Below are 12,593 nucleotides of genomic sequence, written 5' to 3' on the forward strand. Positions count from 1 at the left end.
GCATGCGCCGCTCAGCCGACCCGCTGATGCCCCGCGTCGCCGGACGGCGCGCCGTCGTGCCCGCCGTTGTCGCCGTTCCCGCCGTTGTTGTCGTGATCGTTCAGCCCGTGCTCGATCATCATCCGGTAGAGCGTCACGCGTGAAATGCCGAGTTCGGCCGCGGCCTTGTTGATGCGGTGATCGTTGCGCAGCAGCGCATTCTCGATCGCGGTGCGCTCGGCGAGCGCCCGCGCCTGTTCGAGTGTCACGGGTTCGGTTTCGCCCGGCGTCTCGAGCCCGAGATCGTGCGGCGTCAGCAGCCGGCTTTCGGCCATCACGATCGCGCGCCGCACGCGGTTGATCAGCTCGCGCACGTTGCCCTGCCATTCATAGCGGCGCATCGCGTCGAGCGCGGCCGACGTGAAGCCGCTGATCTTGCGGCCGCTGTCGGACTTGAATTTCTGCAGCACGTAGTGCGCGAGGATGTCGATATCCTTGCCGCGCGCGCGCAGCGGCGGCTCGTGGATGCGCAGCACGCACAGGCGGTGATAAAGGTCCGCGCGGAAGCGCCCGGCCTCGACCGCGCCGTCAAGGTCGACGTGGGTGGCCGAGATGATCCGTACGTCGACCGGAATCGATTCCTGCCCGCCGAGCCGCTCGATCTTCCCTTCCTGCAGGAAGCGCAGCAGGCTCGCCTGGCTTTCGACCGGCATGTCGCCGATTTCGTCGAGAAACAGCGTGCCGCCGTTCGCCGATTCGATCCGGCCCGCGCGCCGCTGGTTCGCGCCGGTGAACGCGCCGCGCTCGTAGCCGAACAGTTCCGACTGCAGCAGGTGATGCGGAATCGCGCCGCAATTGATCGCGACGAACGGCCCCTTGCCGCGGCCGGAGCGCTCGTGAATCGCGAGCGCCGTCAGCTCCTTGCCGGTGCCCGACTCGCCGGAGATGAACACGCTCGCGTCGGTCTTCGCGACCTTGCGGATCGTGCTGAACAGCTGCTGCATCGCCTCGCAGTTGCCGATCATCCCGTGTTCGCCGATCGACGCCGCGTAAGCCGCGCCATCGACGCGATCGAGCGCGGCCATCCCGCGCGCATGGCCGAGCACGTGCGAAATCCATTCGTAGGGCAACGGAAGGGTCACGTAATCGAAGCAATAGCTGCGGATCAGTTCGCGCACCGCGGGGCTGATCGTGATGCCGGCCTGCGCGATGGAAATCCAGCCGATCGACGGCTGGCTCAGGCACGCCTTCAGCGCGGGATAGTCGCGCGACGTGAACCCGGTGAAATCGACCAGACCAGCGGCGACGCTCACGCCGGAGGTCATGTTCTGCGCGGCGCCGGCCGTCTTCGCGACGGCGATTTCCCAGCCGAGCCCGCGCAGTTGCGCAAGCAACGGCTCATCGGGCGAGCGCATGATCACGAACAGCTTGCGTCCGTCCTCGGGCGCGGTGACGGACACATGCGACATCTCGGGCACCGCATGCCCGTTTGCGTCAGGTGACCTAGCAACCATCGTTGTTCCCCGCTTGGCGTTGGTATCGCGCCGGCTCGCCGTCACGCGCGACGGACCTCGATCGAACCGACATATTGGCCGCATTTCCGTCCGAATAAAATCCCCCCGTGCAGGAATCGCGCGTGAGGTGGACATTGTCATGAACGGTATATCGATGCGGCCGGTGCGCGGCTAGATGGGTGTTATCCCGGTGGCGTACGCGGCGGGACCCCTGAACGGGCGGCTGCGCGGCGCGCAAAGCCGCGCCGGTGCTGGCGCTCGGCGTTCACGGGCAATGCCGCGCACACCGGATCGGCTCGCCCGCGCATGCGTGCACAACCGGTCGACGGGCCCGCCGGGCGACCGCGCAGCCGGTTCGAATTGATTTCGGTCAATCGTCAGAAGAAGACGGTTGATGCACGAACGCAACATGCGCGGCCCGATGCCGGGCCTGCCGGCGCAGCGGCGGTCTCAGCGGCCCGATGCGAGCGGCGCCGGCGCGTTGGCACGGCCACGGCCGGCCGGTGCGCCGCCCTGTTCGCCGTAGGCGGCGGCGAGCGCGTCGACCCGCGCCAGATGGTGGTGATTGTCGTGATCCCACGGATGGAAGCCCGGCCGGAAGAAGCTCAGCCATTCGCCGGCGATGCGCGGGAACAGCCCCCGGCGCGGCCCGTACAGGAACGCGATCATCCGCAGCATGCCGCGCACGTGATGGCCGGCGCCGCGATCGCGCCACAGCAGCGTCGCATGCATCAGGAATACGGTCGGCCAGAACGTCAGCGTCGTCAGCAGATACACGCCGATGCGGATCAGGTAACGGCGCAGCCCCGGTTCCATCGCGGTGTTCCAGACGTCGAACGACACGGCCTTGTGCTCGGTTTCCTCGAGCGCGTGCCAGATCCACATCTGGCGGTAGCCCTCGACCGAGCCGTCGAGGCGCGTCGGGTCGCGCAGCAGCCAGTCGGCGAGCATCGCCGTGTAGTGCTCCGCCGCGACCGTATGCGCGAGCTGCACCGAATGCGGCAGCTTGCGCTTCATGTAGCCGAGCACCGTCCAGACGCGCTTGTCGAGCTTGCGCGCGGGCAGGTGGTTCGCCTGCATCAGCTCGTTGTACTCGATGTGCTCGCGCGTGTGCATCGCTTCCTGGCCGATGAAGCCGAGCACCTGCTGCTTCAGCACGGGATCGTCGATCCGGTCACGGTAGTTGCGCACCGAATCCATGAAGAAACGCTCACCGGCCGGAAACAGCAGCGACAGCGCGTTGAAGAAATGGGTCACGTGCGACCCGAGGCCATGCCAGTCCTTCGCGCGTTCGACCGGCAGGTCGAAGCGCAGGTCGCGGCGCACCGGCATGATCCCGGCTGCGGTGGCGGAAGCGGCTGACTTCATGTTCATCGTTCTCCTGGTTCCGGAGCGGCCCGGCGCGTCGTCCGACGCAGCCGGCGCAGGCCCGGGCGGCGCGTCGCGCACCGCCAAAATCTTGACATCGACAGCTGTAAAGATAGGCCGCCCGCGGCGGCGCACGCAAGCCGCGCTGTAGATGCGCGCTTCCAAACAGGGCACGGTCGAAAAGGCGGAAAAAACGGCGCTCGAACAGCGTGCGGACCGGGCGGGATTCGAACGCGCGCGGTGGCTCGCGAGCGCTACGCGCCGCGCCGTGCCGTGTCACGTCGACGGCCTGAACGCCCCATTCGGCGGGCGTTTCACGGAAATCGGCAACGCCACGCGGTACGCCGCGGCGCGCTCTGGTAGCACCGATTCATACACGCGTCGCACTCACACGGTGCAACCGCGGTCGCGAGGCGCGCGAAAAATTCAAACGCGCGTTCCATTTGCGCTTCGGACGATCACGGCCACGGCGGCCCGGCGCCGCCCGCGACATACGTGCGAGCGGCCGACAGCCACGAGCGGCGGCCCGCTGCGCGCTCGCCTACAATAGCGGTTTTACCCATCCTTTTTCAGGAGAAGTCATGTCTGTCATCACGACCGAATCGGGCCTCAAATACGAAGACCTGACCGAAGGCACCGGCGCGGAAGCGCAAGCCGGTAAGACCGTCAGCGTCCACTACACGGGCTGGCTGACCGATGGTCAGAAATTCGATTCGAGCAAGGATCGCAACGACCCGTTCGCGTTCGTGCTCGGCGGCGGCATGGTCATCAAGGGCTGGGACGAAGGCGTGCAGGGCATGAAGGTCGGCGGCGTGCGTCGCCTGACGATCCCGCCGCAACTCGGCTACGGCCCGCGCGGCGCAGGCGGCGTGATTCCGCCGAATGCGACGCTCGTGTTCGAAGTCGAACTGCTCGACGTCTGATACCGCACGCGAGCCGCCGGCCGACGCCCTGCCCCATGGCCCACCTTTCGTCCCCCACCATCGCACTGCAACGCTACGACACGCTCGAAGCGTCGGACGTGCACGACTTTCACCAGATCGTGCTCGGCATCGACGGTGCGATGGTGATGGCGGTGGACGGCGTCAGCCAGCGGCTCGACCGGCACGGCGCGTGGCTGGTTCCGGCCGGCGCGCGCCACGATTACGCGGGCCTCGGCGAGAACCGCCAGCTCGTGCTCAATCTTCCCCTCGCGTCGCTCGCGGTGCCGCAGCGGCTGTTCGACAGCGCGCGCGCCGTGACGATCGATCCGGCACTGACGTCGCTGGTCGCGCAGATCGCGGCCGCCGCCGCGCAACTCGACGCCCCCGCCGACGACGCGCGGCACGCGGCCGCGCACCGTTTCCAGTGGCAGGCCGCCGCGCGGCTGTGTGGCGCGCTGCTCGACGAACGCGCCATCGCCGCGCCCGCCTCCGGCCTCGATTTCGCGCGCATCGATCGCTGGCTGCGCGCACGGCTCGAGGAGCCGCTGCGCATCGCCGATCTCGCCGCGCACTGCGGCTACGGGATGCGCCGCTTTCATCAACTGTTCGTCGACGCGTTCGGTGAAACGCCGCATCGCTACCTGCAGCGGCTCAGGCTCGACGCGGCCGTGATCCTGCTCGCGGACGGCCGGTATCCGCTCGTCGATATCGCCGGGAGGGTCGGCTTCGCGGATCAAAGCACGTTCACCCATGCGTTCACGAAGCGCTTCGGCGTGGCGCCGGGACGCTGGCGCGGCGAGCGGCATTGAACGGCCACGCGTCGCCGGTTGTTCCGCGACAGCGGCTACGCCGCGCGATCGTGTGGTGGCATTACGGCCGGACGAGCTTCGACAACCGTTGTCCGTCCCGCATGAAGCCGTGCCGCGCGTAAAAGCGGTGCGCATCGAGCCGAAGGTCGCCGCTCGTCACCTCCAGTTTCACGCACCCCGTCGACTCGAACCAGATGTGCGCCGCCGCGATCAGCGCGCCGCCGACACCCTGCCCGCGACAGCCTTCGTCGACGACCAGGCTGGTGATACGCCCGAGATTGCCGTGCGCGTGAAATAGCGCAAGCGCATGCAGGCTGATGCAGCCCACCACGCTGCCCGCGACCGTCGCGACCAGGATGCGATCGACCGCGCTCGGCAGCAGGGCTGCCAGCTTGTCGCGGATCATCGCGGGGGGCGCATCGTAGCCCAGCTGGTGCATCAGTCTTGCGATGTCGGCGTGATCGGCGATCTGCGCGTCGCGCGTCATCAGGTTCGAGGAACTCATCCGGATGGGCCTGTCGAAAGTTGATGTGTGCGGTGGCAGGCATGAGCCGCCGCAGTGCCATGTTAATCGCCGTGCACGGGCACGTATCGACGCTTCGCGTTCCGCCGATGCTGGCGGGTGCGCTCGTCGCCGCGCTCGGCTACGGATCGCTGCATTTCATCGACGCGTCGACACCGCTGGCCGTCCTGCTCGTGCCGTTCCTGCTGATTCCGACCGGCATGGGCTTCGCGGTGCCGGCGATGACGACCGCCGTGCTCGCGTCGGTCGCGCCCGAACGGGCCGGCATCGCGTCGGCCGTGCTGAATACCGCGCGGCAGGCCGGCGGCGCGATGGGCGTGGCTGCGTTCGGCGCGCTCGCCGGCGGGGGCGGCGCGGCGCAGGTCGTGGACGGGTTGCGGATCGAAACGGCCGTGTCGGTCGCGCTGCTCATCACTGCCGCGCTGCTCGCGACGCGGGTGCGGCCCGATGCGCATCGCGGCGCGTCGTCCACGCGTCAGGTCGTCAGGTCGTGACGACGGCCGATTGAACAACGGGTGCGGTCACGCGTCACCGACCTTCCTCACGACCGTCTCGGCCGCCTTCAAAGGCCGCCCGTCGTCATGCCGCAGCGCGAGCTTGCGGACCGCGCGCCCCGTGCCGCGGTCGACCAGCACCGAATGCGGCTCGCCGCGCGCGAACAGGTTCGCCTCACCCCACTGCCGCAACATCACGATCACCGGAAACAGCCCTTCGCCCTTTTTGGTGAGCGCGTATTCCTGATACGCGGTGCCGTCGGATGCCGGCACGACGTCGAACACGCCGGCATCCACCAGCATCTTCAGCCGGTCGGACAGGATGTTGCTCGCGACACCGAGGCTCGCGCGGAAATCGCCGAACCGACGCACGCCGTCGAACGCATCGCGCACGATCAGCAACGCCCAGCGATCGCCGACGATATCGGTCGCCCGCGCCACCGGGCACGGCGAATCCGCAAGACTTTTCTGCCTGGCCATGTTCCTCTCCGCAATCTTGCCGGCCGCCTTCGCGGCAACGCCGGTCATCCGTGCGCGGACCGCTCGCCCGCCGCACAACAGGTTGCATTTTAAAACTACTTTTCCTACACTTCACACCAGTTTCAATTTGCAACTACTTTGCACGAGGGAACCCATGGAGTCTTCCTGCCATTCCAGCACCGTTGCATCGAACGTGCCGACACGTGCCGCGCATCCGGCCGACGGCGACCGCCTGTCCGCGGCGCGCGTCACGTTGCTGGCCGTCTGCTGCGCGGCCAGTGTCGCGAACGTCTACTATGCGCAGCCGCTGCTCGATTCGATCGCGCGGGATTTCGGCGTATCGCAGGCGGCCGTCGGCGGCGTCATCACCGCGACGCAGCTCGGCTGTGCGCTCGCGCTGCTATTCGTCGTGCCGCTCGGCGACCTGCTGAACCGCAAGCGCCTGATCACCGTGCAGCTATTGCTGCTGACGGCGGCCTGCATCGGGGTCGCCGCCTCGTCGACGCGTGTCGCGCTGCTGGCAGGAATGGTCGCGGTCGGGCTGCTCGGCACCGCGATGACGCAAGGGCTGATCGCGTGCTCGGCCGCGCTCGCGGGCGCCGGCGAACGCGGGCGCGTGGTGGGCGCCGCGCAGGGCGGCGTCGTGGTCGGGTTGCTGGCCGCGCGCTCGCTGGCGGGCGTCGTCACCGACATCGCGGGCTGGCGGGCCGTCTATCTGGTGTCGGGCGCGCTCGCGATCGCGATGCTCGTCGTGCTGTCGCGGCTATTGCCGGACGAGAACGGCCCGCGCGAGCGCATCGGCTACGCAGCGCTGCTGCGATCGATGGTGTCGCTGCTGCGCGATGAACGCGTGCTGCGCGTACGTGGCGCGATCGCGCTGCTGATGTTCGCGGCCTTCAGCATCTTCTGGAGCGCACTGGTGCTGCCGCTGAGCGCGCCGCCGCACGCGATGTCGCATACGCAGATCGGCGCGTTCGGCCTCGTCGGCGCACTGGGCGCGGCAGCGGCCGCCCGCGCCGGCCGGCTCGCGGATCGCGGGCGCGGCGAAGCGACGACCGGCGTCGCGCTCGCGCTGCTCGCGTGCTCGTGGCTGCCGCTCGCGTTCGGCGATTCGTCGATTGCATGGCTGATCGTCGGCATCGTGCTGCTCGACGTCGGCGGGCAGGCCGTCCACGTCGTCAACCAGAGCCTGATTCTCGGCGCGCGGCCCGATGCGCATGCGCGCCTCGTCGGCTGCTACATGCTGTTCTATTCGGCCGGCAGCGGGCTCGGCGCGATTGCGTCGACGATGATGTATGCGCGCGCCGGATGGACGGGCGTCTGCGTGCTCGGTGCGGTCGTGAGCGTGGCGGCGCTCGGCGTGTGGGCTGCCACGCTCAGGCGCGCGTGACGCGTGCCGGCGCCGTGCATCGGAAGAAGAAGAAGGCCGGCCGCCCGCTACGGGCGGTCGGCACGCGAACCGGCCACGCGCGCGCGCCGGTTCGGCTTTCGGTTCGGCACGCAGGTCGCGCGCCGCGGCACACTCAACCTGCCGCCTGGATCGCCTCTTCGTACACGCCGGCCACGCGCCGCGCGATCACCGCGTTGTCGAAATGGTCCCGTGCATAGCGCTTGCACGCGGCCTCGTCGGGCAGCGTGATCGCGCCCGACAACGCCGCGCCGAGCCCTTCCGCGATCGCGTCCGCGCCCGTGGACGGCAGCACGAGATCGTCGGACAGCCCGGCCACCGCCTCCGGCAGCCCGCCCACCGGCGTGACCAGCACGGGCGTGCCGGACGCGAGCGATTCGACGGTGATCAGCCCGAAGCCTTCGAGCGCGACCGTCGGCACGACGCTGACCGTCGCCGCGCGGTACAGCGCCGCGAGATGGTTGTCGGGCACGAAGCCGAGCAGCTTCACGTTGTCCTGCAGCCCGGCGGCATCGATGCGCTGCTGCAGTTCCTCGCCGATCTTGCCCTTGCCGGCGATCAGCAGCAGCACGTCCGGGTGACGGTGCTTGAGGAGGCCGATCGCGTCGATCAGGTCCTCCAGCCCCATGCGCCGCACGAGCCGGCGCACGGCCAGCACGATCGGCCGGTCCTGCGGCAGTTGCAGCTTGTGCCGCGCCTCGGCCGGCGTGAGCGGCGTATCGAACTGCGCGGTATCGACGCAGCCGGGAATCACGCGCACGCGCGACGGATCGATCCCGTAGCGATTCGTCAGGATCTGGCCGAACGCCTGCGACAGCACGATCAGCCGCGACGAACGCGTATAGACCGCCTGTTCGAGATAGCGCTTCGCGCGCTGGCCGAGCGATGCGGCGCCCTCGACCTGGCTTTCGTCGGCCCACGGCCCCTGGAAATGCGACACCTGCGGAATCCCGCGCGTGACGTCGAGGCCCGGGAACGTGTACAGCGCGAAGTGCGACGAGATCACGTCCGGCCGCTCGCTGCGGATCTCCTCGCGCAACGCGCGCCGCGCGGCGAGCATCCGGCGTGCAAGCGACTCCGATGCGGGGCCGAAGCCCTGGATCGCGCCGTCCGTGTCGTCGGCGACCTTCGGCGAGCCGGCGACGAGCCCGCGCACCTCGACGCCCGCGCCCGGCAGCGCGCCGACGAGCGAGTAGTACATCCGGTCGAGGCCGCCCGCGCGCTCGGGGAACCAGTGCATGCCGATTTGCAACGATTTGATCGGCCGGGAAGATTGGGACATCACGTTTGCTCCTGCGTGACTGCATGCTCGGCCCGCTCGAAAGCGGACGGCTGCGTGGGTTGGCCGATGCGCCGGTAAAGCGCGACATACTGGGCGCCCATGTGCGCCCAGCCGAAACGGGTCATCAGTTCGCGGGCGGCTTCGCCCATCGTGCGACAGGTGTCGCGCGATGCCGCGAGCGAGCCGATCGCCTGCGCGAGCGCGGCCGGATCGTCCGGATCCTCCAGCACGATCCCGCATTCGCGCGTGATGATTTCCGCGCCGCCCGCCGTGCGCGCGGTGACGACCGGCAGCCCGGCCGCCATCGCCTCGAGCAGCGACAGGCTCATCGCTTCGTAGCGCGACGGGAACACGTACGCGTCGACCGAGCGCATCAGCGTCGGCATGTTTTTAACGAGGCCGAGGAAATGCACGCGCGAATCGATGCCGAGCGCGCGCGCCTCCTCCGGATACGGGCTGCCGGGCAAGTAGCCCGCCACCGCCAGGTGCACGTTCGCCGGCAGCTTCGTCAGCGCCTTCAGCACGGTGCCGAGGTTCTTGCGCGGCGTGCGCAGGTCGCCGACGAACAGCAGCAGGAACGCATCGTCCGGCAGCTTGAATGCCGCGCGGTCGGCCTGTGCGCCCGCGAACGCGCCGGCGTCGACACCGTTGTAGATCACGCTGATCTTGCGGCTGTCGATGCCGAGCCCGGCGATCTCGTCGGCCACCTTCTGCGAGACGGCCGTGATCGCGCGCGAACGCCGGTACGCCCAGCGCTCGAGCGTGGTGTTCACACGCGTATAGACGTACTGGTAGGCCGACCACAGCCCCTTCGTCGGCCCGAACGGATAGTACGGACTCTTGAACCAGCCGCCGTGCACGAAGTGCGCGGTATTGACGTCGGCCTTGATCCACGAAATGAAGCCGTTCACGTGCAGCACGTCGTACTCGCTGCGGTGCGATCGCAGCCAGGCCGCGCTCTTCAGCGCGAACACCTGCTGCTTGACGAGATTCGACGGCCAGAAGCCGCCGACCTTCACGGGCACCCAGCGCACGCGCGGGTCGGCCAGCAGCTCGGGCGCGACGTGCGACGCGACCAGCGTGACCTCGTAGTTCTCGGCCAGCGCCGCGCGCGCGATTTCGTAATTGACGCGGCCCTGCCCGTCGTTATGTCGCACGACGTGCGTGACGATCGCGATTCTCAATGGTCGCCTCCCCGTAAACGCGCGGCGGCCAGCAGGCGTTGTGCCTTTTGCCAGTGCGCCGCGGAAAGAATCGAAAAAATGGCTGTGAACATCAGCAGGCCGCCCGTGCCGATCAGCGAGTTCGTGAACACGAGCATCGCGAAGGTCGACAGACACAGGCTCAGGCACGCGCCGACGAACTTGTCCTTGCGCAACTTGAACGCCGCGCGCAGCGTGCGGCCGAACAGCATCACGACGCCCGACAGGTACAGCAGCGTGCCGGGCCAGCCGAGCACGAACGGCACGTTCATCACGCCGCTGTCGAAGCTGCCGTACTTGCCGAGCTCGCCGCTGTCGCTCGACAGCTTCGTGGATGCACCCGTCGCGCCCATCCCTTCGCCGGCGACGTCGGTGAACGCCGTCTGCGCGAAGGTGGCGTAGAACTTGTTGCGGTCGTCGTAGCTGCGGTCGTCCTTCAGGTTCGTGATCGACTGCAGGCGCGCGCCGAGACGGTCGGCCACCGGCCCGACGGTCAGCAGCGGCACGCACAGGCCGACCAGCACGACGCCGCTGATCAGGATCCGCATCCGCACGCGGTTGTTCGACTGCGCGAGCTGGATCGCGAGCGCGATCACCCAGCCGCCCCACGTCGAGCGCACGAGACACAGCGCGAACGACACGAAGCCGGCCGCCCCGGCGAACCAGCGGATCTTCTGCGGCGCGGCGAACACGAACACCAGCGCGCCCATGATCGCGAACGCGAACGGCCCCGACGAGTTCATCGTGCTGAACACGCGCACGCCGTACGGCACCGGCTCACCCTGCGAGCCCATGTCGGAGCCGATCATCCACAGCACGTCCCACTGCGGCATCACGAAGTACTGCACGACGCCGTACAGGCCCATCACGAGCATGCCCCACATGAACGTGGACAGCAGCACGTCGCGGTACTCGGGGTAGTCGCGCGCGTTGACCATGATGTGAAAGCCGATCAGCAGCGGGTACACCCAGTTCGCGAGGTCGTAGGTCGCGGCCATCACGCCGCTCGACACGATCCCGACGAGGTAGGCGTACGCGAGCCCGAACAGCATCAGCAGGATCGGGATCCCGCGCCGCTGCGCGAGCACGCGGTAATGCCGGATCAGCCCGAGGCCGGCGATCATCGTCACCGCGAGCGGCGCGACCTGGATCAGGCTCGTCGGCGTGAACGCGCCCTTCGACCAGTCGGCGAGACGCCGCACTTCCGGGCTCAGGAACCACACCCACCACATGAAGCCGACGTAGCGCGCCGGACTCTTGAAATACAGCCAGAGGCCGACCGCGATGGCCAGCACCGGAAACGCGAGCGTCAGCACCTTGCCCTGGTGAATGGCGATCAGCGCGGCCGTGAACGTCCACAGCCCGGCCTGCCCGACCCAGTGCCTCGGTTCGGGAAGCCAGTTGCGTTTGCGCGACGGTGCGCGTTCGGCGGCAATCGTACTCATCGATCCGCTCTCACCGCGACGACGGGCGCGAATCCGCGAGCGGCATCGCGAGGCCCGCGGCAGCCGGCGTCCGGCGCCGGCGCAGCATGTCGCGCGTGATCCGCACGTGCTGCTCGGCGAACGCCTGCGTGGTCAGGTCACGGTCGCGCAGGCACGCGGCGGCGGCCTGCGCGCAGGCGAGCGCCGTGACCGGATCGGCCACGAAGCGATCGGCGGCCTGGCGCATCGCCTGCGCGTCGAACGCCGGCACATAGGCGGCCGTATCGTGCGGGAAGTAGTCACTGAGCCCGCCGACATCCGACACGATCATCGGCTTGCCGACAGCGGCGGCCTCGAGCATCACCGTGATGCCCGACGCATGGAAGTTCGGCCGCAGCGGCACGACGATCACGTCGGCCCACGCGTACAGCTCGTGCTGCTTCGCGAGCCCCGACGCCGAGCCGATCTTCACGTTCGGCGCATGCCACTCGCGCGGCACGCGGCGGCGCGTCGCGAGCCGCACGTCATAACGCTCGTCGCCGCCGAACGCGGCAAGGAAGGTGCGCCAGTCGCGGTCGCGATCGTTGCCGATCGCCGCGATCCGCAGCGGCCGGTTCGGTTGCCATTGCCGCGGCTCGGTGATCGGGAAATCCTGCGTGTTCAGCCCGTAGTAGACGAACTCGGCGTCGCGGCCGAGATAGCGGTGGCACAAGTCGGCGTTGTCGCGGGCCAGCGTGGTCAGCGCGTCGGCGCGCGCGATCAGCTTGCGGTACAGCCAGCGGCGCGGACCGCCGAAGCTGTTCCACTTGTCGAACAGCCATACGCTCTGCGCGAGCAGCAGCGGGCGCTTGCCCTGCGCGCCGGCCAGCTTCAGGATCAGCGCAGCGGCCAGATGCTCCTGCTCCGTGTGCGTCCAGATCACGTCGGTGTTCAGCAGCGCGGCGCGGTTGCGCCACGCATGCACGACGTCGAAGCCGAGCGCCGCCTTCAGCGCGCGGCGCGCGAGGCTGGCGACGCGGTTCTCGCCGCCGTCCTGCGAATAGGTCAGCCGGAATTCGTCGGATTCGGCATGGTGATAGCCGTACAGGCAGCCGATGTTCTCGCCTTTCCGGTAAGTACGCGGATCGGCGCCGTAAAACAGGTGAACGTGGACGTTCGTGGCAGCTTTCGTTGCAGTCATGCGAGCC

Annotated in this window: 11 protein-coding genes and 1 pseudogene; 4 read left to right on the forward strand and 8 right to left on the reverse strand. The window is 68.7% G+C overall.

Annotation, left to right across the window (positions count from 1 at the left end; translation table 11 throughout):
• Positions 1-11: 11 nt before the first annotated feature.
• Positions 12-1,493 (reverse strand): sigma-54 dependent transcriptional regulator, encoded by a 1,482-nt coding sequence (locus CFB45_RS26120; RefSeq protein WP_089428032.1) that lies wholly within the window; start codon positions 1,491-1,493, stop codon positions 12-14.
• Between the two features lie 450 nt (positions 1,494-1,943).
• On the reverse strand, positions 1,944-2,861 hold the full coding sequence (locus tag CFB45_RS26125) for a metal-dependent hydrolase (RefSeq protein ID WP_089429151.1): 918 nt from the start codon (positions 2,859-2,861) through the stop codon (positions 1,944-1,946).
• 581 nt (positions 2,862-3,442) lie between these two features.
• On the opposite strand from CFB45_RS26125, the gene CFB45_RS26130 reads away from it, so the two are divergent.
• Positions 3,443-3,784 (forward strand): FKBP-type peptidyl-prolyl cis-trans isomerase, encoded by a 342-nt coding sequence (locus CFB45_RS26130; protein ID WP_006479474.1) that lies wholly within the window; start codon positions 3,443-3,445, stop codon positions 3,782-3,784.
• A gap of 35 nt (positions 3,785-3,819) precedes the next feature.
• Positions 3,820-4,593: an AraC family transcriptional regulator gene (locus CFB45_RS26135; protein ID WP_089428033.1), complete on the forward strand. Its 774-nt coding sequence runs from the start codon at positions 3,820-3,822 to the stop codon at positions 4,591-4,593.
• Between the two features lie 61 nt (positions 4,594-4,654).
• Here the strand turns inward: CFB45_RS26135 and CFB45_RS26140 are convergent, their stop codons facing one another.
• Positions 4,655-5,098 (reverse strand): GNAT family N-acetyltransferase, encoded by a 444-nt coding sequence (locus tag CFB45_RS26140; protein ID WP_089428034.1) that lies wholly within the window; start codon positions 5,096-5,098, stop codon positions 4,655-4,657.
• Positions 5,099-5,202: 104 nt separating this feature from the next.
• Between CFB45_RS26140 and CFB45_RS26145 the strand changes: the two are divergent.
• Positions 5,203-5,610 (forward strand): annotated as a pseudogene (locus CFB45_RS26145) (MFS transporter); the annotation flags it as partial.
• Positions 5,611-5,637: 27 nt separating this feature from the next.
• Here CFB45_RS26145 and CFB45_RS26150 read toward each other — a convergent pair.
• Entirely contained in the window at positions 5,638-6,090 is a 453-nt protein-coding gene (locus CFB45_RS26150) for a winged helix-turn-helix transcriptional regulator (RefSeq protein WP_179255102.1), read from the reverse strand.
• Between the two features lie 154 nt (positions 6,091-6,244).
• Between CFB45_RS26150 and CFB45_RS26155 the strand changes: the two genes are divergently transcribed.
• Positions 6,245-7,480 (forward strand): MFS transporter, encoded by a 1,236-nt coding sequence (locus CFB45_RS26155; protein WP_089428036.1) that lies wholly within the window; start codon positions 6,245-6,247, stop codon positions 7,478-7,480.
• A 133-nt stretch (positions 7,481-7,613) separates the two neighbouring features.
• Here the strand turns inward: CFB45_RS26155 and CFB45_RS26160 are convergent, their stop codons facing one another.
• From CFB45_RS26160 to CFB45_RS26175, 4 genes are read right to left on the reverse strand one after another with little or no spacing between them, the layout of a single operon-like run.
• Positions 7,614-8,780 carry a glycosyltransferase family 4 protein gene (locus CFB45_RS26160; RefSeq protein WP_046549987.1) on the reverse strand — a complete coding sequence of 389 codons (1,167 nt, stop codon included), beginning with the start codon at positions 8,778-8,780 and terminating at the stop codon, positions 7,614-7,616.
• Complete coding sequence (locus CFB45_RS26165; RefSeq protein WP_089428037.1) at positions 8,780-9,964, reverse strand: glycosyltransferase family 4 protein; 1,185 nt, start codon at positions 9,962-9,964, stop codon at positions 8,780-8,782. Before CFB45_RS26165 ends, CFB45_RS26160 begins: the two co-directional genes overlap by 1 nt.
• Positions 9,961-11,427, reverse strand: coding sequence for a glucose-6-phosphate isomerase (locus CFB45_RS26170; RefSeq protein ID WP_089428038.1), 1,467 nt, complete (start codon positions 11,425-11,427; stop codon positions 9,961-9,963). The genes CFB45_RS26165 and CFB45_RS26170 overlap by 4 nt, the downstream gene beginning before the upstream one ends.
• Before the next feature lie 10 nt (positions 11,428-11,437).
• Positions 11,438-12,586 (reverse strand): glycosyltransferase family 4 protein, encoded by a 1,149-nt coding sequence (locus CFB45_RS26175; protein ID WP_089428039.1) that lies wholly within the window; start codon positions 12,584-12,586, stop codon positions 11,438-11,440.
• Between the last annotated feature and the right edge of the window lie 7 nt (positions 12,587-12,593).

This window comes from Burkholderia sp. HI2500 (assembly GCF_002223055.1).
GTDB lineage: Bacteria > Pseudomonadota > Gammaproteobacteria > Burkholderiales > Burkholderiaceae > Burkholderia.

Coding starts and splice junctions, on each gene's coding strand:
- CFB45_RS26120 (WP_089428032.1), bottom strand. CDS start 1,493: ATGGTTGCTAGGTCACCTGACGCAAACGGGCATGCGGTGCCCGAGATG.
- CFB45_RS26125 (WP_089429151.1), bottom strand. CDS start 2,861: ATGAAGTCAGCCGCTTCCGCCACCGCAGCCGGGATCATGCCGGTGCGC.
- CFB45_RS26130 (WP_006479474.1), top strand. CDS start 3,443: ATGTCTGTCATCACGACCGAATCGGGCCTCAAATACGAAGACCTGACC.
- CFB45_RS26135 (WP_089428033.1), top strand. CDS start 3,820: ATGGCCCACCTTTCGTCCCCCACCATCGCACTGCAACGCTACGACACG.
- CFB45_RS26140 (WP_089428034.1), bottom strand. CDS start 5,098: ATGAGTTCCTCGAACCTGATGACGCGCGACGCGCAGATCGCCGATCAC.
- CFB45_RS26150 (WP_179255102.1), bottom strand. CDS start 6,090: ATGGCCAGGCAGAAAAGTCTTGCGGATTCGCCGTGCCCGGTGGCGCGG.
- CFB45_RS26155 (WP_089428036.1), top strand. CDS start 6,245: ATGGAGTCTTCCTGCCATTCCAGCACCGTTGCATCGAACGTGCCGACA.
- CFB45_RS26160 (WP_046549987.1), bottom strand. CDS start 8,780: ATGTCCCAATCTTCCCGGCCGATCAAATCGTTGCAAATCGGCATGCAC.
- CFB45_RS26170 (WP_089428038.1), bottom strand. CDS start 11,427: ATGAGTACGATTGCCGCCGAACGCGCACCGTCGCGCAAACGCAACTGG.
- CFB45_RS26175 (WP_089428039.1), bottom strand. CDS start 12,586: ATGACTGCAACGAAAGCTGCCACGAACGTCCACGTTCACCTGTTTTAC.